This is a genomic window from Pseudomonadota bacterium, from assembly GCA_026388215.1.
In the GTDB taxonomy this organism is placed as follows: Bacteria; Desulfobacterota; Syntrophorhabdia; order Syntrophorhabdales; family Syntrophorhabdaceae; genus JAPLKF01.
In genome coordinates this window covers 1-20,828 of the sequence record JAPLKF010000125.1, presented here as the reverse complement: position 1 = coordinate 20,828, position 20,828 = coordinate 1, and the positions used below count along the sequence as shown (strand labels likewise).

Sequence of the window (20,828 nt, the reverse complement as noted above, 5' to 3'; positions counted from 1 at the left end):
ATATCATCAACCTGTGGATTTATCTTAAAGAATGAACCATATTCCCCTTTTTTTGTGCCTGTTCTTTCCTCTATGAATTCCTTCATCTGGGCAAGGGGTTGAATCGCCTTTAACCTGTCATTCTCTATGCCGATAGCGCTTGCGAGATTGGAGTCAGGGTCAGCATCTATTGCAAGAACCCTGTATCCTTTATCACCAAGAATCCTCGCCATCACGCCTGCAAGGGTAGTCTTCCCCACCCCTCCTTTTCCTGATATGGCAATCTTCACTGAACAATACCTCTGCAGAATGAAAAATTTAAAATGTAGAATAAAGAATGATAAAACTCAGAACATTTTGTTTTTATTCTTAATTCTGACTTCTGAATTCTATATCTTGTATTTAAACTATTCACCATTCACTATTCACTATTCACTGCTTCTATGCGATTCAGCGGATACAAGGGTCTGGAGAAGTTCCCTTTCCTCAGGGGAAGATAATATGATAAGGCTCATATCCTTCTCAAGGATAGTCCCGGGATACGGGTTGTATACCCAATCCCCTTCAGCCCTTTTCACTGCAATGAGCAACAGGTTCCCCATACTTCTGAAATCTATTTCCTCCACAGATTTCCCCATGTATGGCGAATGGTCTGGTATGTGGACCTCCTCTACCCTGAGGGGCGATTCCCTGTCCCTCAACATCTTATCAAGGAAGGAGGTCACATTTGGCCTTATCATCTCTGATGCCAAGCGTAATCCACCTATGTAATTCAGTGCAACAACCGCATCTGCACCAGCCATTTTTATCTTATCCACATTCTTTGTGTCATTACAACGAGATACAATCCTCAGCGAAGGGTTAAGCTCTTTTGCAGTTAACACGATGACAATATTATCATTATCGGAATTGGTCGTGGCAAAAAGACCTCTTGCCTTTTTTATCATAGCCTTCTCAAGAATTTCATTTTCTGTTGAATCTCCCACTATCATATCAATGCTAAGATCGTGTGCCTTCAGGACTTCTAACTTTGTCTCATCCATATCGATTGCTACCTGGTGTCTTTTTGTATGATAGAGTTCATGAACAATATAGAGTCCTACCATGCCGATCCCGCACACAATATAATGGTTCTTCATCTTTCCTATGTGTTTCTCCATCGTCCTCCTCCTGAATGCCTTCTTTAGTTCTCCCTCTATAATATATGCAGCGAGTGTCGTAAAAAGGTAAGCCATTGCCCCTGCACCGAGAAATATGAACACCACGGTGAATAATTTTCCGAAAGGCTTATTATCAAGCCCTATTACATCTCCATACCCTACAGTAGAGATAGTAATTGCTGTCATAAAAAGGGCGTCAAGAAAGCTCTTATCTTCGCCCCCTATTACTTTAAAACCAATGGTTCCGATGAGTATGATTGCAATTATAGTGATAATCATGTGCTGGAGTTTTTTAGGAATTCCTTTTATCATGGCTGGTTTTGATTATAGCATGTATACAATTTTCGATAAATGCTTTTTTATAGTTTTGGTTTCTTTATTTTGTGAGTTCATCCATGATGATTATTGTTTATAATAAAGTGCGTAAAAGCTCATTTTCTCAAACTCTTAAAATTATTTAACTATTTGTTGACTTAATAAATTCTGATATAATTATATTAATCATGTCAATCTCAATTGGATCGTAAAGTAATCTATGGAGCTTATTGAACTCCCGAACAATAGACCTTTTTTTCGGGTCTATAGTCCCAAAGTTTTTGGTCTATGGCCTCAAAGAGAAGGGGTTTAAGTTTGAATAGGCATGGGCGCACAAAAATAAGCGATGAGCATACACAAAGGTATATTAGACACCGCTTGCATGTCGTTATTCTTTTCTTCATTTTAGCTGCCTGTATTGGAGCTGCAGGATATTTTTACTATAATGCCCAGAAAGAATATATAACAAATGGGAAACAAAACGACCTCATTACCATTGCGAATCTGAAGCTCGAGCAGATTATAAACTGGCGTAAAGAAAGGGTGGCTGATGCAAGGGTTATTCAAAATAATCTTCTTATCGCCCATCATGTTCAACAGTTTCTGCAAAACCCGTCTTCGTCTGAAATGAAGGAAGAAGTTCTCTCATGGATGAAGAATTTACAAGAATCTCGAGCCTACAAGAATGTAATATTGCTCGACACAAAGAGTAATATACGGTTATGGACAAATAATGAAGACAGATATGTCGGGAAGCTTGCACTCGCCAGTGCCCTGGAAGCAATGCGCACAAAGAAGTTCGTCATTTCTGATTTTCACCGTACTGTATCTAAAAATGATGTTTACCTTGATATACTTATTCCAATCCTTTCCCCGGGCACCAAAGACCGGACTCAAAAAAGGATAGATGGTTCCCCGATAGGGATACTACTTCTACGCATTGACCCCTATGAGTCCCTCTATCCACTCATCCAGTCATTGCTCACCTTCAGTAAAACGGCAGAAACCTTATTAATCCGCCGTGAAGGGGATGACGTATTGTTTTTAAATGAGCTTCGCCATAAGAAAAATACTGCCCTATCCCTTCGACTTCCTATCAGTAACAAGCGATTGCCCGCAGCAATGGCTGCACGTGGAAAGGAAGGAATTGTTGAGGGTCTCGATTACCGGGGTATACCGGTGCTTGCTATGCTGTGGCCAATCCCTGGTTCCCCATGGTTCCTTATTACCAAGATTGACATAGCGGAAATTGATGCACCCATTCGTGAACAGGCCTGGCTTATAATAATGCTTGCCAGTGCATTAGGTCTCGCTACCATGGTAGGTGCTGGTTTCCTGTGGAGGGAAGAGAGTGCGGAATTTTACCGTAAGCAATACGAGCTGGAGCTTGAACGTAAGGTACTTATTGAGCACTATGGTTACCTTACAAAGTATGCCAATGATATCATACTTCTTATGGGCTATAAGGGAAGGATTTTAGATGCAAACGAACGTGCAGTTGCATCATATGGTTATACGCATGATGAACTTGTACAATTGAACATAAAAAATATACTGGCCCCCGAAACACTTTCCCTCCTTGATGAGCAGTTGAAGAAGGCTGAAGAGACAGGAGGACTGGTTTTTGAGACTATACACAAAAAAAAGGATGGAACAACGTTCCCGGTGGAGGTCAGTTCAAGGATTATTGAAATAGAAGGAAAAAGATTTCGCCAGAGTATAATCCGTGATATTACAGAGCGTAAAGAAGCCGAAGAAAAGCTTAAAGTAAGCTACGAGAAGCTTCAGAAGGCCTTAAGCAGCACAGTACATGCCCTCGCAACAACCTTAGAAATGAGAGACCCATATACAGCAGGCCACCAGAGGAGGGTTGCTCAACTCGCCTCAGCCATCGCTTCTGAAATGGGCTTTTCTCAAGAAAGGATAGAAGGGGTCAGGGTAATGGGGTTTCTCCATGATATCGGTAAGATCGTTGTGCCTGCAGAAATCTTAAGTAAACCGAGTAAATTGAGTGATTATGAATTTAACATTATTAAAACCCACTCAGAGACCGGCTATGATATCCTGAAAGAAATAGAATTCCCATGGCCCTTAGCAACTGCAATCCTCCAGCACCACGAAAGACTAAATGGGTCGGGCTATCCCCAGGGTCTATCAAAAGAAGATATCACTACAGAGGCAAAAATTCTAATGGTAGCCGATACAGTTGAGGCCATGGCATCCCACCGCCCCTACCGCCCTGCCCTTGGAATTGATAAAGCCCTTGAAGAGATCGCAAAGAACAGAGGCATCCTTTATGATGCTGAAGTGGTTGAAATATGTTTAAAACTCTTTAAGGAGAAGGGGTACAGTTTTGAGTGATTGGAGTACCATAGACAATAGACCCTCCTGCCTTCTCAAAGGCAGTGGCAAGGCTCATAGTGGAAAACTTGAGGGGCGACCGTTCCGCCGCCTGTAGCGGAACTTGGACGAGGGACGAGTGGCGAAAAAAGCATCTGCGTCCATCGTCTTAGCGAGTGAAACAAGCGGTCGTCTTAGTGATCCCGCCGTTGCGGGAGAACGATCGTCCATCAGTAATTTTTCACTGGAAAATGTGATAAGTTTTTGATACAATCTTCCCACGGTCCCATAGTCTAGTGGCCCAGGACGCTGGCCTCTCACGCCGGAAACACGAGTTCGAATCTCGTTGGGACTATTCTTATCCCTGACTACTATGTGGTTTTATAATACAGGTAAGATATTCCTTGAACGTTTGAAATATAACGACGACCTCTTCCTCTCCATTAAGGATACATTCAAGCGCAGCAATATAAAAATGGGTTTCTTTATGGCAATAGGGGCTACAAGAACAGCAAACATAGGCTTCTATGACCAGAAGGAGAAGGTTTACAAAAACCAGTTTATCGATGAACCAGCAGAAATCATCTCATGTATTGGAAATGTTTCTGAGGTAGATGGGGATATATCGATACATGGCCACATAAACCTTGGTTTAAAAGATGGCACCACAAAAGGTGGCCATCTGCTCGAGGGAACCTCGATATTTGCCTGTGAAATTATCGGTATTGCCCTTGAGGGGGAACAATTAAAAAGAATCCATGATGATATTACAGGCTTAAAACTCTGGGACCTTTAAAAAAATCAGCATTGAGAAAATTTTTTAATGCCCATACTGCCTTGCCCCTGTGACTCATCCTGTTCTTCTCATCCATTGTAAGTTCAGCGAGAGATTTTCTTAAGTGGGGGATAAAAAAAATCGGGTCAAATCCAAATCCACTCATTCCTTTTTTTTCAAAACCCATATAACCTGCAAGCTGTCCATAAAATACATAATTCCTCTCCTTTTCCGGCATATAAAAGGCAAGATATGCCTTAAAAACTGCACCCCTTTTTTCCTGCGGGACACCTTCAAGTTCAGAGAGTAACTTTTCAATCCTCTCCTTATCAGTTTTGCCGTACCTTGAAGAATATACCCCAGGTCTTCTCCCGAGTATCTCTACCTCAAGACCTGAATCATCAGCGATAGTATGCATACCAAACCTGTCGCCTATCTTTCTCGCCTTCTTCATGGCATTCTCAATATAAAGGGAGCTATTCTCTTCTACCACTACCTTTTCTTCAAATGACCTCAATGAATAGAATGTATCGAATTCGTCAGAAAGAAGCGCCTTTATTTCTTCAAATTTACCAGTATTTTCAGTAGCAATAATGACACTTCTCATACCGGGAAAAGCGGACCGAGGGCTATCTTCTGTATCCTTGTAATTTCAGTTATACCCCTATATGCATACTGATACATAATATCGAAATGCTCTTTTGTAAATGGTGTCTTTTCTGCTGTTCCCTGAACCTCTATGAGCATACCCCTGCCTGTCATCACAAAATTCATATCCACCTCAGCCTTAGAATCCTCTTCATAGGAGAGATCAAGGATAACTTCTCCGTTTACCATACCAACACTGATAGCAGCAACCGAATCCCTGAGGGGTATCTTTTCAATCATGCCTCTCTTCTTCATATTCCACAAGGCGTCTACAAGCGCTACGTAGCTACCTGTAATACTTGCAGTTCTTGTTCCACCGTCAGCCTGTATCACATCACAGTCCACCCATATTGTTCTTTCCCCGATAATATCAAGGTTCATAATGGCCCGTAATGCCCTGCCTATGAGTCTCTGAATCTCGTGTGTCCTCCCCCCAATCCTACCGGAAACAGCCTCCCTCATTGACCTCGTATGGGTAGACCTCGGTAACATGGAATATTCAGCCGTCAACCATCCCTTACCTGTGTTTTTTAAAAAGGGAGGCACCTTCTCTTCCAAACTAACCCCGCATATTACCTTGGTTTCCCCCATCTCCACAAGAACAGAGCCTTCAGGAAACTTCAGGAAACTTTTTGTAATCTTCAGCTCTCTTATTTTGTCATTTGCCCTTCCGTTCACTCTCATCTTTTTATACCCCTTTTGAAATATTTCTGAAGACTATCATGCAATTTATTTAACATCTCCCCTGCCTTTTCTTTTGTACACTCCATTCTTAAAAAGATACCCGGCATATCCACACCTAAAAGTGGGAACAGGGGGAGTTGCTTTACGCCCCTATTGAAAGAAGATGCAAGAAGTGTTGCAAGCTCCTTTGAATTACTCTCATGGATCGCAGGCACCTCTTCAATTGCAAGGACGTTTCCCTTCCTCTTCTTCGCATCCGTTATGGCTATTAGGACATGGTTCGTCTCCCCGATGTTGAAATCGATAGCTAATAAAAGCGAACCCTTTCCCTTATTGATTCTATTTACATTTTCTATATGTTTTTCCAGGCTGTCAGTCCCTTCATAAGTACTTACGTTATAGCCCTTACTGGTAAAATATTTGCTTAATAAATTCCAGGCAACCGGGTCTTTTTCTCCAATACGATACAATACAACATGTTCATCTGCTTGGGAATGAAAAAATGGCAAAAGGAGAAATATAATTATAAAAAGGCGTCTCATCCAAGGCTCCCCACTACCTGCCCTCTTACCTCTTTTCTCATCTTTTCACTCAGCTTTATAACGCTATCAATGTCACAATTTTCCTTCTTATATATGTATGTATCCTCTTTCATTCTCCCTGTCCTTATCCCTTCCTGTTGTGAACCAGCATATCCTCATGCCAGACCCCTTTTAACTATCCCTTTCGGGGATCAATTAAAAATTAAAAATGGAGAATTAAGAATTAAAAAATTCTTCATTATTCATTCATAATTCTTCATTGATTTATCAATAAGTCTATCCCCTGCCTATCAGGGTACGCATCCCTCCCGTAACCTTTCGTACTTATAGATGCTGCCCTTGTTGCAACCTGAATCGCAATAGAAGGCTCGATCCCCTTCATATAGAGACCTAAAAAAACTCCATCTAACACATCCCCGGCACCTGTATTGTCAATTACCTTTACTGATTCTCCCCTTGCATCATGTGCATATCCCTTTGAAAATAGAGAGGCACCCTTCTTCCCCTTTTTCACAACAACCACCCTTACAAGATCCAGTGCCCTTTTCACCGCCTTTTTTATCTCTGCTCCGAAGAGCAGCTCAATCTCCTTTTCTGATATAAAAAGTATTTCCATCCCCTCGAGCAATGGATAAAGTTTATTTCCCATTCTCGCATATATCTCACCCAGATCTATACTGAATAATACTTTGCCAAGTAGCGACGTCTTTATTTTCTTCTGGACTTCAAGCGCCTCCTCCGTGACAAAAGAACTCATATGAATCCATCTCGCACGGGCGACAAAGTCTGTATTCACCATTTCTTCATCTATCTCGCTATTACTATTGGGAAAAACAACTATTAAACGGTCTTTGTTTGCTGCATTTATTATGTATGCCATACCGGTTTTGCCTTTCCTTGTAATACCACTTTTGTTTCCGTAAAAGGACTGTTTTAAATAGAACTCCCCTTCCCTGTCTTCCCCGAGGACGCCTACCATACCTACCTCATAGCCCATGAGAGAAAGCATATGACATGTATTTGAAGCAGAACCACCAGGGCTCACCTTTCTTAACACACCAAATCTGTTCAATTTATCCTTTAAACAAGAAAGGGTGTCTTCTTTCCCGATAATTTCTTTGCCTTCCTCTATGTCTAAACCGGCTACCTTTATATAGCTTAAGTCTTCTGTCTCATAGATAAAATCAAGGTTCAATGCACCGACACCAATAATATCCACTGCTTCTCCTGAAGCGAATAATTATAGTTAGAAAGTTCGGCGTTCGGAGTTTTTTAACTTCTAACTTCTGACCCCTGACTCCTGACTTCTAACAGTTTACCTCTTCTCAAGGATATACCGTTCGAGGTTGACTGCCGCAAGGGCTCCATCGCCCACGGCTGTAGAAATCTGCCTCAAGGTCTTTTTCCTCGCATCCCCTGCAATAAATAATCCCTTTGTTCTGGTGAAAAGATTATCGTCAGTCAGCACAAATCCAGCGTCATCCCTTTCTACAAGGTCCCCGAGAAAAGAAGTATTCGGGTTTGAACCTATATACACAAACACCCCGCTGACTTCGACCTTCGAGCGTTCTTTGGTTTTTGTATCTTCAACCACAATATATTCAACCTGGTCCTTGCCACCAACCTCGACAGGTCTCTTATTCCACAAAAATTCCATCTTGCTATTCCTAAAAGCCCTGTCCTGAAGTATCTTCTGAGCCCTCAATGCGTCCCTTCTATGGATAACATAAACCTTCCTCACGATATTGGCTAAAGATAGCCCTTCCTCTATAGCAGCATCTCCTCCGCCAATAACAGCCACATCCATATCCCTGAAAAAGGCACCATCGCACGTTGCACAATAGGAGACACCCATTCCCAAAAACCTGCTCTCGCCAGGTACATTCATTTTCGCCGGTTCTGTTCCTGTTGTCACTATTACTCCAGTAGATTCAAACTGACCATCCGGGGTCTTGATTATAAACCTTTCCCCCTTAAGTGATATCTTCTCAACCTCTGAAAATTCCTTCATCACAAGCCCCTGTGCTTTTGCATGGGCAATAAATTTACTCATCAACTCTCTACCTGATATGCTATCAGGAAATCCTGGATAGTTTTCAATACGTTCTGTATATACAGGGGCTCCACCTAAAATCATTTTTTCAATAAGAAGTGTATCCACGCCAGCCCTCATAAGATATATGCCAGCCGTAAGCCCTGCAGGCCCACCACCTACGATAATTGCCTCATGAAATTCTCCCACGCTGCCCTCCAGTTTTTATTTCGGATTTCGGAATGTAAATTGCGGAAAGCTTTAATCCCAACAAATGAGGGACATTAAACCCCGAACTCCGAACGCAGAACCCCGAACCATCAATCCATTTTAAGCAATCCAAGAATAATATTCAAATGATTTTTGCCATACGCTATTAGCTTTCAGCCCCGCAAGGTGGGGTTAAGCTCTTAAGCCTTCAGCTTTTGAATATATGATTTCGGCTTAAGCTGACAGCTGACTACTCATGGCTTAAGAGCTTCTTACATTTTACCTTACAATTTTTGCACATGAGGTTTGCATTGTATAATTCATAAAATCTTTCCGGATACTTATAAAAGAGATATTCCCACTGAGCAATGGCAACTATTGATAAAGATAAAACGGAATAAGTCCAGAACGATGGTATAAAGACTAATGGTGAAAAGGCCATCAGGTATCCCCAATTGTTAATCCTGCATGAATTACAACACTTATTTTTAATTAACCACTTAAAAGGGCACCAGATAGAAATACAAAACTGATCCATGAAGATAAAAAAGATCACTACAATAAATAACTCAAGTCTACTAAGATGCTTAAGATTGTATAACACACCAATGATTACTACCAGCACTATCCAGTATATTGCAGTCCGTATAGCACCGGTATTCATTTTTCTTATGTAATTCTTTAACCTTTCCCGTTTTGTAGCACTATCCTCACCTGCCTCAAGATAGTTTCTCTTATATATCTTCCCCAAAGAAATTTTTGGATTCAACCGTGGAATAAATCGCTTGATCAATATCAACACCACAATAAGCCAAAATAAATGAAAGACTCTAAAAAAAGACAGGTTATAAGTAAAAAGGTCTGTGAGAAAATCTGAATAAAAAAACGCAAAGGCCAATGATACTAATAACATCCCTCCCTTCCACAATAACTTTATCACATCGTTATTACCCATAAAAGCTATCCTGTTTATCCCTCCGGTAAACCATTTAAATCAGCCGGGCGTCTTTCAATGGTTTCACATAGAACAAATTATAAACAATCTGACTCCGGTTTGCACATATTTTTAAAGTTCAGTTCGCTATTGACTTTTCTGTCACGTTCATCATAATATATGTAGTTTTTTCAAAATAAGATAGGAGTGAACTATGTATGCCATTATTGAGAGCGGAGGCAAGCAGTACAAAATCGAGGAAGGGAAGAAAATAAGGCTTGAGAAGTTCCCAAACAGTGAAGGGGAAGAGGTTCAAATTAGAGAGGTTTTAGCCATTAATGACGGCAATAATATTGTTATTGGTAACCCTTACATAGATGGGGCTTATGTTCACGGTAAGGTGGTTTTACAGAACAAGCAAAAAAAGGTAACGGTATTCAAGTATAAGAGGAGAAAGGATAGTAAAAAAAAGATGGGACATCGTCAACACTATACTGAATTACTGATAGAAAAGATCTTTTTGGAGGCACCTCATGGCGCATAAAAAAGCAGGCGGAAGTTCAAGGAACGGTAGAGATAGCAGCGGCCAGAGGCTCGGTGTAAAAATATTCGCCGGCCAAGCTGTGAAGGCAGGTAGTATAATTGTGAGACAACACGGAACAAGGATACACCCTGGAAAAAACGTGGGGGTAGGCCGTGATTGGACCCTGTTTGCCCTCATTGATGGTGTTGTAAGCTTTGAGCAGACAGATAACAAAAAAAGGGCAAATGTATACCCTGTTGAATGAAATTTGTTGATGAAGCAAATATATATGTCAAAGCAGGCGATGGCGGTAATGGTTGTTCAAGTTTCAGGAGAGAGAAATATGTTCCCAGAGGTGGACCTGATGGCGGTGACGGAGGAAAGGGAGGGGACGTAGTCATATTCGGGAAAAAGGACCTCACAAGTCTTTTAGACTTCAAGTATAAACTTATCTACAGAGCAGAAAACGGCAAAAACGGTAGCGGAAAAAACAAAAAAGGCAGGGATGGCAAGGATGTATATATCAATCTTCCCCTTGGAACCATTGTGTATGATGATGGGAACTCAACCCTGTTATACGACATTACAAGGGATAATGAAAAATATACTGCTGCAAAAGGCGGCAGGGGTGGAAGAGGCAATACACGTTTTGCGACCCCTACTCACAGGGCTCCATTAGAGTTTGAGTATGGAGAAGAAGGGGAAGAAAGACATCTAAAATTGGTGCTCAAGCTCCTTGCTGATATTGGCATCGTTGGTCTGCCAAATGTTGGAAAGTCTACACTTATATCCCATTTAACGGATGCAAAACCTAAAATAGGGGATTACCCTTTTACAACCCTGACACCTACCCTTGGAGTAATGCAGGGTAGTGAAAAGACATTCGTCATTGCCGATATCCCTGGCATTGTGGAGGGGGCTTCAAAGGGCAGGGGTTTGGGCCTTACCTTCTTAAAACATATAGAAAGAACACATATGCTCTTATGGATTTTAGATGCTTCTTCTTCATCTATTGATCAAGATTATGAAACCTTAAGACATGAAATTTATTCCTTTAACAAGGAAATGCTCAATAAAAAAAGGGTCTTAGTTTTAAATAAAATAGACCTTGCTTCTGAAACAGAGCTAAAAAAATTGGAAAAGTATTTTATCAAAAAGGGGGAGGAGATCACAAAGGTTAGTGCCCTGAAAGGATGGGGAATCGAAATGCTTAAGGGTCTATTAAAGGAAAAAGGGGTGAATAGAATATCAAATGCTTAACATCAAACGTCTGGTAATAAAAATAGGCACTTCAGTGCTTTTAGACAAAGAAAAAAAGATAAGCACCAAAATGATAAAAAACATTGCAGCGCAGGTAAGAGAAATCAAGGACATGAATATTGACGTAGTTATTGTTTCGAGCGGGGCAATAGCCTGTGGTATGGAACTCCTCCACATGAAAAAGAAGCCAAGAGAGATTGAAAAAAGGCAAGCCCTTGCATCCCTTGGTCAGGTTCTATTGATGAAGATGTACATGGAAACCTTTGAAAGAGAAAAAATAAATGTGGGTCAGATACTGCTTACCCATGAAGACATAAAGAACAAGAACAGGTGCCTGAATCTCATGAACACTATAAATTCGTTACTGAACATGGATATTGTTCCAGTAATCAACGAGAATGATGCACTCTCATTTAAAGAGATAAGGTTTGGAGACAATGACAACCTCTCAGCCCTTATTGCCCAGATTTCCAACGCAGATTTACTCCTTCTTCTCTCAGACGTTGAAGGCTTGTTCGAACAGGACCCTAAAAGGTATCCCGGGGCACACATGATAAGTGTTGTGAAAAAAGTAGATACAGGAATCGAAAAGATAGCAGGGGGAACAAGGAGTGAAAAGAGCATAGGGGGGATGGTGAGTAAAATTGAGGCGGCAAAGAAGGCCGGCTATTTCGGCATCCCCACAAGGGTTGTAAGGGGAGATATAGAAAATGTGGTGTTGAAAATAATAGAGGAGGAGGATATAGGCACCATATTCCTTCCAGAAAAAAAAATGGCAAGGAGCAAGTGGTGGACAGCCTTTGCCTATAAAGTCAGAGGGGAAATATGGGTAGACGAAGGGGCAGAACGTGCTGTAATCTACAATGGGAAAAGCCTCCTGCCCTCTGGCGTCCTGAAAATAGAAGGAGATTTCTCAAGAGGTGAGTGTATAGAGATGAACAATATAAATGGGAAGGTTATTGCGAAAGGCATAACAAATTATTCCTCATCCGATATTAATAAAATAAAGGGCTTAAAAAGTATTGATATAGAAAAGAAACTCGGATATAAATACGCTGAAGAGGTAATACACAGGGATAATATGGTGGTAATGTGAAACCAGAAAGACTTGCTAAGGTAGCGAGGGAAATCTCCAATACCCTTGCCCATGCAACAACAGAACAAAAAGACAGGGTTCTTCTTGCCCTAAAAGGATTAATCCAGGAAAGACAGGACTACATTTTTCGTGAAAATAAAAAGGATATAGAAGAAGCAAAAGAGGCAGGTCTTGCAAAAAACTTAATTGAGAGACTGAGGGTTGATGAAAAGGTCATCCGTGAGATGAAGGGCAGTATCAGAGATGTTGTGGCCCTTCCCGACCCTGTTGGGGAGATAGTAAAGGTATGGAAAAGACCTAATGGAATGCTCGTGGGAAGGATGAGGATTCCCATTGGAGTGATTCTTGTGATATACGAATCGCGTCCGAATGTCACAATAGAAACCTTTTCCCTATGTCTTAAAAGCGGCAACTGCGTAATCCTGAAGGGTGGCTCTGAGGCCTACCATTCAAATCTCGCCCTTTTTAATTTAATTGTCGAAGCCCTTCAGAAAACAGGTATGCCAAAAGATATAGCCCAGTTCATAGAGACAAAAGACAGGTCTTACATATATGACCTCTTAAAGATGGATGATTGTATAGACCTTATTATACCAAGGGGTGGCGAAGAACTTATAAAAAACGTGGTGGAACATTCACGTGTGCCTGTTTTAAAACACTACAAAGGGGTATGTCATATTTTTGTGGACCAGTGGGCAGAAAAGGATATTGCTTACAAGGTATGCTTAAATGCAAAAATCCAGAAACCTGCAACATGTAATGCTATGGAAACACTGCTTGTCCATGAAGCTATCGCAGAAAGCTTCTTGCCAGAGATAGCAAAATTGTTCAAAAAACACGGGGTTAAGCTAAAAGGATGCAAAGAAACAATGGCAATTCTCAAAGGTATAGATAGGGCAGAGGAGAGAGACTGGTATGAAGAATACCTTGACCTTATCCTTTCTATAAGGATAGTAAAAGATATGGATGAGGCCATTGCCCATATAAGGAAATATGGCTCAAACCATACAGAGGCTATAATTACGGCAAACTATACCAATGCATGGAGGTTCTTAAGAGAGGTAAATTCTTCGTTAGTCCTTGTAAATGCATCAACAAGGCTGAACGATGGTTATCAAATCGGACTTGGAGCAGAAATGGGGATAAGCACCACTAAACTACACGCCTTCGGTCCTATGGGTCTTGAAGAATTAACAGTCACAAAATTTATAGTCTTTGGCGACGGACAGTTGAGGTTGTGATGGCAATAGGGATATTCGGTGGAACATTCGACCCTGTACACATTGGACATTTAAGGGTTGCAGAAGAGGTGCGGGAGTCTTTTTCACTGGAGAAGGTCTATTTTGTACCAGGATATATACCTCCCCATAAGAGGGATCAAAAAATTACAAATGCAGATGAAAGGTTAAAGATGTTGAAAATGGCAATACGGGGCAACAATTTCTTACGACTTTCTGAAATAGAGATACAAAGGGGCGGGGTTTCCTATTCCATTGATACGGTAAGATTCTTTGAAAAAAAATTCAGGGACCTTTTCTTCCTCATAGGTATTGATGCCTTTTCTGAGATCAATACATGGTATAATTATAAAGAGATATTCTATCACACCAACTTCATAATTATGATCAGACCAAGCCACAGGAATACACCCGGCATTGGAATACTCCCTCCTGATGTGAAGAATGATGTGAGGGTAATTGATAAACTTACATTTGAACATATTTCAAAAAAAGGGCTCTATTTCCACCATATTACCCAGCTCGACATCTCTTCAACTAAAATAAGAGAATCTTTGAAGAACAATAGGTCAATTAAATATCTTGTCCCCTCTTCAGTGGAAAGATTTATTAACAAAAGGGGGTTGTATAGGGCATAAGTGGATACAAAAGAAAAGGTAAGAACATGCGGTACATATGCAGACGAAAAAAAGGCAAAAGATGTTTTGATTCTCGAACTCATGGGACTTACAGATATTGCAGACTATTTTTTATTAGCAAGTGGAACAAGCGAACGACATGTGAGGACAATATCCGAATATGTAGAGACTAATATGAAAGACATTGGCGTAGTACCATACTCAGTAGAAGGTTACAACGATGGCAGATGGGTGATAATAGACTATCAAAATGTTATAGTCCATATATTCCTTGAAACGCTGAGAGAACTATATGACCTTGAGAGTCTCTGGATAGAAGCAAAGAGGTACAGAATCGATAAAGAAAATAAGATTTCAGGGGTGGGAAATGAAGAAACAAAGGCTTGATTTTTTTAGAAAGAGACTGCTGAAGATGAGAGGGGATATACTGAACAAGGCAAAAAAACTGAAAGAGGATTCTTATACCCTTGGAACGGATGGCATTCAAGATATGGCGGATGCTGCGAGCAACTCATACAACGTAGATATACTTATGAGCATAAGTGATAATGATTTGAACCTCCTGAAGGATATAGATAATGCCCTGGACAAAATAGCGAACAAAACATATGGTATATGTGAAGAGTGTGAAGGAAATATAAGTGAGAAAAGACTTGAAGCAAATCCAGTAGCAAGGTATTGTATTACTTGTAAAAGAATAATTGAAGAGAAAGGTATATAGCGAGATGAAGTATAAAATATTCTTTTTCCTCTTTTTTCTATTTCTTCTTCTGTATCTCTATATCTCCCACCTTAACCCGGACAATGTGAAGCTCTATATAGGATATGGCAGGTACTACGAAACAAGCGTTGCAGACTTCGTGGTAGTGTCTTTTGTATTAGGGGTAATCATCTCGATCATAATGAGCTTTTTCTATGATTTAAAAAAGGCCTTAAGCGGATGGAGAGAAGAGAAAAAGGAAAGGAGAAAGGAAGAGTTTAAGGATCTTTTTGAAAAAGCAAAATCCTATGACTTAAGAGGGGATAGAGAAAAGGCCATAGAAAATATCAATCGGGTTATTAGAAGAGCTCCCGATATAGAAGAACCCTATATATTTCTCTCTGATCTATATAGTTCTATGAAAGAGTTCGATAAGGCAATTGAGGTCTTAGACCTTGCAGAAACAAACATTGGAAAAAAGGAATCCATATTATTAAAGAAGGTAAACGCCTATCGTGCAAAAAAAGACATGCAAAAGATTGAACCTGAACTGAAAGAAATATTAAGAATAAACGAATCAAACTTAGATGCGTTGACTATTCTGAGAGATTTCTATATATGGAAGAAGGATTGGAACGAAGCCTATGATGTAGAAAAAAGATTAAGGAAGTTCATAAAAACTGAGGATGAACAGAAAAAACTTACAGGCATAAGATATGAAAAGGCACAGGCACTCTTTAATAAGAACAACAGAAACAATTTTGAATCCATCATAAAGGAGTTAAGGGAGATACTTGGTGAGGATAAGAGATTTATACCTGCTTACATACTCCTTGCTGAAGTGCATAAAAAAACAGGTAAGCCAAACGAGGCCGGCAGGGTATACGGGAGAGGATACTCAAAGACAGGCCATGTAATCTTTCTTTTAAAAATGGAAGACCTGTATATAGATAGAGGAGATCCAGGTGTGATATTGAAGATATATAGAAGGATTCTTGATATATCACCAAAGGATCATCTTATATCATTCCTCTACGCAAGATTATGTTTGAGATTAGAGATGATCGACGAAGCGATAGACATGCTAAACATCTTAATTGCAGAAGGAGCAGATTTCAAAGGGCTTCATAAGGCTATGGCTGAGGCATATATACATAGAGGTCAAATGGACAAGGCAGTAGAGGAATTCAGGAAAGCATTCCCTGTTGAACATGTGTACATTCCTTTTTCCTGTGGTAATTGTCAGAGTAAAAAGGTGGAATGGGTAGATTTTTGTGAGAATTGCTATAGCTGGAACACAATAAATGTGAAAAAAGAAGAGTTTCTCCATGCTGATTCAGCGGAATTAAGAATGCTTTACGAAGTGGAAGACTGGGAAGGAGAATAGGAATGATAGATGACCTGATTCTCACTAACGAGTACAAGATTATCTTCCTGATACTCGATGGCCTTGGAGATATCCAGAATCCGGCATTTTCATATCTTACCCCTCTGGAAGCTGCAAAAAAACCAAACATAGATAACTTAGCTACTAAGGCCGGTATCCTTGGCCGTATCATGCCGGTGGATATAGGAATAACCCCGGGCAGTGGGCCTGGCCATCTAAGCCTTTTCGGATACGACCCCATCACCTACGAGATAGGCAGAGGTGTCCTTGAAGTTTTAGGTCTCAATATGGAACTTAAGGACGGTGACCTTGCAGCAAGGGCAAACTTTTGTACGATAAAAGATGGAATAGTAATAGACAGAAGGGCAGGAAGGATAGAAACAAAAGAAACTGAACGTCTATGTGGAAAAATAGCTGAAACCATACCGGAGATAGAAGGTGTTAAGGTCCTTATAAAACCAGGAAAATCTCATAGGTTTGCCCTGATATTCAGAGGGAAGGGTCTTTCTGACAAACTTGCAGATGCAGATCCTCATAAGGATAACAGACCATTCGTCAATACCACACCAAAAACCAAAGATGCAAAATTCGCATCCAGGGTAGTCAATACCTTCATGAAAAGGGTTATGGATGTTTTGAAGGAAGAGAAAGTAGCAAATGGAATCCTCCTGAGGGGCTTTTCAACAAAACCTGATATACCTCCTTTTGCCCTTAAGTTTCGTTTAAGCGCCCTTGCCATAGCAACATATCCAATGTATAGAGGTATTGCAAAGGTGCTGGGGATGGATGTAAAAGAAGAACCAAAAGACTACCAGGAGATGGTAAATATACTTAAAAACAACTACAATTCATACCAGTTCTTCTTTCTCCACATAAAAGAGACAGACCTTGCAGGCGAAGACGGTAATTTCACGGATAAGGTAAAAACAATAGAAACTGTTGACAAAATAGTCCCCGACATATATGCCCTCAATCCTCAGGTTTTAGTAATTACAGGAGACCATTCCACTCCATGTCCTTTAAAAGGTCACAGCTGGCACCCTGTCCCATTGCTACTCATTACAAAAACAGGTGAAAAGGATGGGATGGCCTTTCATGAAAAGAACTGTATTCATGGTAGCATTGGAACAATATATAGTAAGCAGTTGATGCCCCTTGCACTTGCTCATGGATTGAAGTTAGACAAGTACGGTGCATAGTCTTTTAAAGACTGTATTAGAGATAGTATACCCATTACAATGTGGAGGTTGTGGCGCAAGGGGGAATATCCTTTGTAAGGATTGTACCTATACGTTACGGATAGTAGAAGAAGAATCAACATGTCCCCTTTGCGGAAGATGGATTGGCAAAAGAATCATGTGCGGTGAATGCTTAGAAGAGAAAAGAGGGTTTCAGGAGGGATATTTCGGTTTTTATTTTGAGGGCAAACTCCGGGATGCCGTTCACGCCTTTAAGTTCAATGGAAGAAAGGATGTAGGCAAGCACTTAGTTTCATTAATGAAAGAAAGGATATTCTCCTTTGCGGAAAGATTTGATTGTATTATTCCTATACCTGTAACGGAAAAAAGGCTGAAAGAAAGAGGGTTCAATCAATCCTTTATCATAGGTGAAGAAATCTCCAGGATAACAAATAAGGAAATGTACCATTCAGTGCTGTATAAGACTAAAAATACAAAGGATCAGTACGCCCTCTCCAGGGATGAAAGAAAAAAGAATATAAAAGGGGCTTTTACAATAAAGAATAACACAGGCATAAAAGGAAAAAGAATCCTCCTTGTAGATGACCTTTTTACTACTGGATATACTGCCCAGGAAGCCTCCAGGGTTCTTATGAAAGCTAAGGCTAAAGCAGTGGTGTTTTTCGCCCTCGCAAGGACACCTTCATGAAAAAAATCATCTACATAATTCTCATATTGGCTCTTATATTTGCCTTTGCAATCGTACTCACATTAACGAACTTATCTTCCATCACTTCTTATGCACTGGAAATATTTACAGGTGGAAAAGTACAGATATCTAAAATTGAATTCGGGTATAAAGATGGGGTTATAGCTATAGAGCTTGGCGATATTGGTATGAAGGGAAATATAGAAGGGAACATAAAAAGGTGGGGACTTGCTATAAAATTAACAAAAGGTCTCTATTTTAAAGATGTGGTCATGTCTGATTTTGATCTCACTGTCTCAGATGAAAAAGGAAAGGCCCGTTATTTTCCCTTTCCTGCAGAGCTTCTGGAAGTAAAAAATGGTGCCGTAACGTATAACAAGCAAAAATTTATTATCAATGAAATCAAGTTAGAAAATCTGAATGTAGGAAAAATATTTACATTCAAAGCAGATATAAAAAATGGTGATTTGTTTAATAGCTTGAAGGTTTCAGGTGAAGGCTTATATAAAGATAAACTGGCAGATATTAAAGGCCAATACTATATCGCCCATATGGATATAGGAAAATGGTCTTCAAAGATAAAGGGTACAGCCAACATTAATGGCACATTTACCTATGCCAAGAAAAAATTCGCACTGGATGGACCTTTTGATGTTTCTAATTATGAATTGAAGGAACGGGTTTTAAAAAAACCTTTATTCATAGAAAAAATTAAAGGGAACCTGTCTCTATTGCAGATTGGAGACATAATAGATATAAAGATACGGGACATCCTTTTTAAAAATACCCCCCTTGTGGTCGATTTAAAAATAGAGGGGAGCAATCTTATAGCCTTAGAACTTTCTTCTGATTTTTTCAATATCCAGGAGGTAAAGGGTTTCATCGACTTTGAACAAATTACAAAAACGTCCTCTGATGTTTGGAGTTCCATAAAGGAAGGAAAAGTCAAAATAAAAAGACTCATCTATACAAAAGAAAATCCCTTAAGTGCTGAAATTCAAATAAAAAACGTAGGTATTGCATATCAGGAGAAGTACTTTAACAATGTGGAAGGGCTACTATCCTTTGATGAGCAAAAGATGGATATTTCTAATTTGAGTGGTTTCTTTAAAACAAGCAGGTTTTACAACATAACAGGTGTCATACCCTTTGCCCATGGCAAGAACACAAAGGTCAAAGGCAACTTTTCAATCAACCTTAGCGATATCCCATCCATGCTGGATGTTGGGGAGTTAAGGTTTAAAAGCGGGACAACTGACGGGGTAATAGAGCTTGAAGGAAAACAGAAGGAAGACTACAGGATAGCTGGAACAGGAAAACTACAAAACGCAGATGTAAAATGGAAGAGGGTATCGGTTTCTGCAAGTGGCTCATACAGATTCACAAATGATGAAATTACATTTGACCCATTGATAATCAGTAAAGATGGGACCAATATTGTCATCAGAGGAAAGTGGAACAAGAAATATATGGGCTTTTTAATAAAGGGTAATTTAGATACAATCCACTTAAAACCCTTTGTCTCTATCCCCTTTGATACATCCGGGGTGGCTAAGCTGGACATGAAGATACAAAAAAAGGATGAAATGATCGAGGTGGATGGGGATGTAAACATGGACGATCTTTACTTTGAGATCCCGGGTTTTATAAAGAAGGATAAAGGTATAAAAAGTAAAGCCAATCTGGCGGTGCTGGCAAAAGAAAAAGACATATCCATAGGACATCTTTTTTACAATCTTGATGCAATAAACTTAAGTTTAAAGGGTGAAATAAAGAACAACAGAAAAATGGATCTTGATATAGCTATGGATATTTATGGAATAGAAAAGGTCGCCAATCTCTTTTTTTTTGAGAATGAACCGGCCAAAGGTGATGTAGAGGTTAAGATTGCCCTCCGAGATCTTATCCTGCCTGTAAAGAAATTACCTTACATAAGGGGCTACATCAAAATTAACAACGGCTTTTTAAGACTGCCATGGATAACCAAACCACTCAGGAATGTCAATCTTACCTCAAACTTTAAAGGTGAAACATTTAATATAGACATCAGAGGTCTAACCTATGGCAAAAGCATTCTCGGTAACAGCGCCATCCATATAGAGGGCCTTGAATCCCCTATTTTTTCTTTATCCCTTAATATCGATAGTTTCAACCTCAGTGATTTTCAGGATAAATTTGAGTTTAGAATTCCTACAATCAATGAGCACAGTATAATGGCAAACATGGGTGGAGATATATCCATAAGAGCAAAGAATGTTCAGTTGGCAAAAATAACCGGTGAGAATCTGGAGATAAAGGGGGTATTAAGCGACAGGAAGCTCAACATTTCTGAGCTAAAGATGAATACACTCGGTGGATACGCCAATATCTACGGTATAATCGACCTTTCAGGAGCCACCCCGTACATATATGCGACTGGTAAGGTTAGTAGAATAACCGGTGGCATGTTTCTGAAGGCTTTCGGGGAAGAGACGCATGTA

At 40.0% G+C, this 20,828-nt stretch carries 22 protein-coding genes and 1 tRNA gene; 15 read left to right on the top strand and 8 right to left on the bottom strand.

Annotated elements, in window-relative coordinates:
• Together NTU69_07555 and NTU69_07550 are read right to left on the bottom strand one after the other, a co-directional pair.
• The coding region (locus NTU69_07555) for an AAA family ATPase (GenBank protein MCX5803371.1) at window positions 1-269 on the bottom strand (269 nt) is incomplete at its 3' end.
• 138 nt (window positions 270-407) lie between these two features.
• The gene (locus tag NTU69_07550; protein ID MCX5803370.1) at window positions 408-1,451 is read right to left on the bottom strand and encodes a potassium channel protein; all 1,044 of its coding nucleotides are present in this window, start codon (window positions 1,449-1,451) and stop codon (window positions 408-410) included.
• Between the two features lie 318 nt (window positions 1,452-1,769).
• Between NTU69_07550 and NTU69_07545 the strand changes: the two genes are divergently transcribed.
• From NTU69_07545 to NTU69_07535, 3 genes are all read left to right on the top strand, one after another.
• Window positions 1,770-3,815 (top strand): HD domain-containing protein, encoded by a 2,046-nt coding sequence (locus NTU69_07545; GenBank protein MCX5803369.1) that lies wholly within the window; start codon window positions 1,770-1,772, stop codon window positions 3,813-3,815.
• A 261-nt stretch (window positions 3,816-4,076) separates the two neighbouring features.
• Window positions 4,077-4,149 (top strand) — tRNA-Glu (locus tag NTU69_07540).
• An 18-nt stretch (window positions 4,150-4,167) separates the two neighbouring features.
• Window positions 4,168-4,590: a DUF296 domain-containing protein gene (locus tag NTU69_07535; GenBank protein MCX5803368.1), complete on the top strand. Its 423-nt coding sequence runs from the start codon at window positions 4,168-4,170 to the stop codon at window positions 4,588-4,590.
• Here NTU69_07535 and rdgB read toward each other — a convergent pair.
• From rdgB to NTU69_07505, 6 genes are all read right to left on the bottom strand, one after another.
• Window positions 4,562-5,176, bottom strand: a complete 615-nt coding sequence (gene rdgB, locus NTU69_07530; GenBank protein ID MCX5803367.1) for an RdgB/HAM1 family non-canonical purine NTP pyrophosphatase — start codon at window positions 5,174-5,176, stop codon at window positions 4,562-4,564. The two genes, NTU69_07535 and rdgB, sit on opposite strands and share 29 nt — an antisense overlap.
• On the bottom strand, window positions 5,173-5,901 hold the full coding sequence (gene rph / locus NTU69_07525; protein MCX5803366.1) for a ribonuclease PH: 729 nt from the start codon (window positions 5,899-5,901) through the stop codon (window positions 5,173-5,175). Before rph ends, rdgB begins: the two co-directional genes overlap by 4 nt.
• The gene (locus tag NTU69_07520; GenBank protein ID MCX5803365.1) at window positions 5,898-6,443 is read right to left on the bottom strand and encodes a hypothetical protein; all 546 of its coding nucleotides are present in this window, start codon (window positions 6,441-6,443) and stop codon (window positions 5,898-5,900) included. Before NTU69_07520 ends, rph begins: the two co-directional genes overlap by 4 nt.
• A 256-nt stretch (window positions 6,444-6,699) precedes the next feature.
• Complete coding sequence (locus NTU69_07515; GenBank protein MCX5803364.1) at window positions 6,700-7,662, bottom strand: carbohydrate kinase family protein; 963 nt, start codon at window positions 7,660-7,662, stop codon at window positions 6,700-6,702.
• Between the two features lie 96 nt (window positions 7,663-7,758).
• On the bottom strand, window positions 7,759-8,685 hold the full coding sequence (trxB, locus tag NTU69_07510; protein ID MCX5803363.1) for a thioredoxin-disulfide reductase: 927 nt from the start codon (window positions 8,683-8,685) through the stop codon (window positions 7,759-7,761).
• 250 nt (window positions 8,686-8,935) lie between these two features.
• Window positions 8,936-9,640, bottom strand: a complete 705-nt coding sequence (locus NTU69_07505) for a hypothetical protein (protein MCX5803362.1) — start codon at window positions 9,638-9,640, stop codon at window positions 8,936-8,938.
• Between the two features lie 193 nt (window positions 9,641-9,833).
• Here NTU69_07505 and rplU point away from each other — a divergent pair, with 193 nt between their 5' ends.
• The 12 genes from rplU to NTU69_07445 all read left to right on the top strand — a co-directional run.
• Window positions 9,834-10,163, top strand: a complete 330-nt coding sequence (rplU, locus tag NTU69_07500) for a 50S ribosomal protein L21 (GenBank protein MCX5803361.1) — start codon at window positions 9,834-9,836, stop codon at window positions 10,161-10,163.
• A complete protein-coding gene (gene rpmA, locus NTU69_07495) occupies window positions 10,153-10,407 on the top strand; it encodes a 50S ribosomal protein L27 (protein MCX5803360.1) in 255 nt (84 codons plus the stop codon). Before rplU ends, rpmA begins: the two co-directional genes overlap by 11 nt.
• Window positions 10,404-11,402 (top strand): GTPase ObgE, encoded by a 999-nt coding sequence (gene obgE / locus NTU69_07490; GenBank protein MCX5803359.1) that lies wholly within the window; start codon window positions 10,404-10,406, stop codon window positions 11,400-11,402. The genes rpmA and obgE overlap by 4 nt, the downstream gene beginning before the upstream one ends.
• Window positions 11,395-12,498, top strand: coding sequence for a glutamate 5-kinase (gene proB / locus NTU69_07485; protein ID MCX5803358.1), 1,104 nt, complete (start codon window positions 11,395-11,397; stop codon window positions 12,496-12,498). The genes obgE and proB overlap by 8 nt, the downstream gene beginning before the upstream one ends.
• A complete protein-coding gene (locus tag NTU69_07480) occupies window positions 12,495-13,739 on the top strand; it encodes a glutamate-5-semialdehyde dehydrogenase (protein MCX5803357.1) in 1,245 nt (414 codons plus the stop codon). Before proB ends, NTU69_07480 begins: the two co-directional genes overlap by 4 nt.
• Window positions 13,739-14,374 carry a nicotinate-nucleotide adenylyltransferase gene (nadD, locus tag NTU69_07475; GenBank protein MCX5803356.1) on the top strand — a complete coding sequence of 212 codons (636 nt, stop codon included), beginning with the start codon at window positions 13,739-13,741 and terminating at the stop codon, window positions 14,372-14,374. Before NTU69_07480 ends, nadD begins: the two co-directional genes overlap by 1 nt.
• A complete protein-coding gene (gene rsfS, locus NTU69_07470) occupies window positions 14,375-14,761 on the top strand; it encodes a ribosome silencing factor (GenBank protein ID MCX5803355.1) in 387 nt (128 codons plus the stop codon).
• Window positions 14,742-15,095, top strand: coding sequence for a TraR/DksA family transcriptional regulator (locus tag NTU69_07465; GenBank protein MCX5803354.1), 354 nt, complete (start codon window positions 14,742-14,744; stop codon window positions 15,093-15,095). Before rsfS ends, NTU69_07465 begins: the two co-directional genes overlap by 20 nt.
• A 4-nt stretch (window positions 15,096-15,099) precedes the next feature.
• Entirely contained in the window at window positions 15,100-16,461 is a 1,362-nt protein-coding gene (locus tag NTU69_07460; GenBank protein MCX5803353.1) for a tetratricopeptide repeat protein, read from the top strand.
• Window positions 16,462-16,463: 2 nt separating this feature from the next.
• Window positions 16,464-17,660: a 2,3-bisphosphoglycerate-independent phosphoglycerate mutase gene (locus tag NTU69_07455; GenBank protein MCX5803352.1), complete on the top strand. Its 1,197-nt coding sequence runs from the start codon at window positions 16,464-16,466 to the stop codon at window positions 17,658-17,660.
• On the top strand, window positions 17,653-18,348 hold the full coding sequence (locus NTU69_07450; GenBank protein MCX5803351.1) for a ComF family protein: 696 nt from the start codon (window positions 17,653-17,655) through the stop codon (window positions 18,346-18,348). The genes NTU69_07455 and NTU69_07450 overlap by 8 nt, the downstream gene beginning before the upstream one ends.
• The coding region (locus NTU69_07445; GenBank protein MCX5803350.1) for a hypothetical protein at window positions 18,345-20,828 on the top strand (2,484 nt) is incomplete at its 3' end. The genes NTU69_07450 and NTU69_07445, both read left to right, overlap by 4 nt.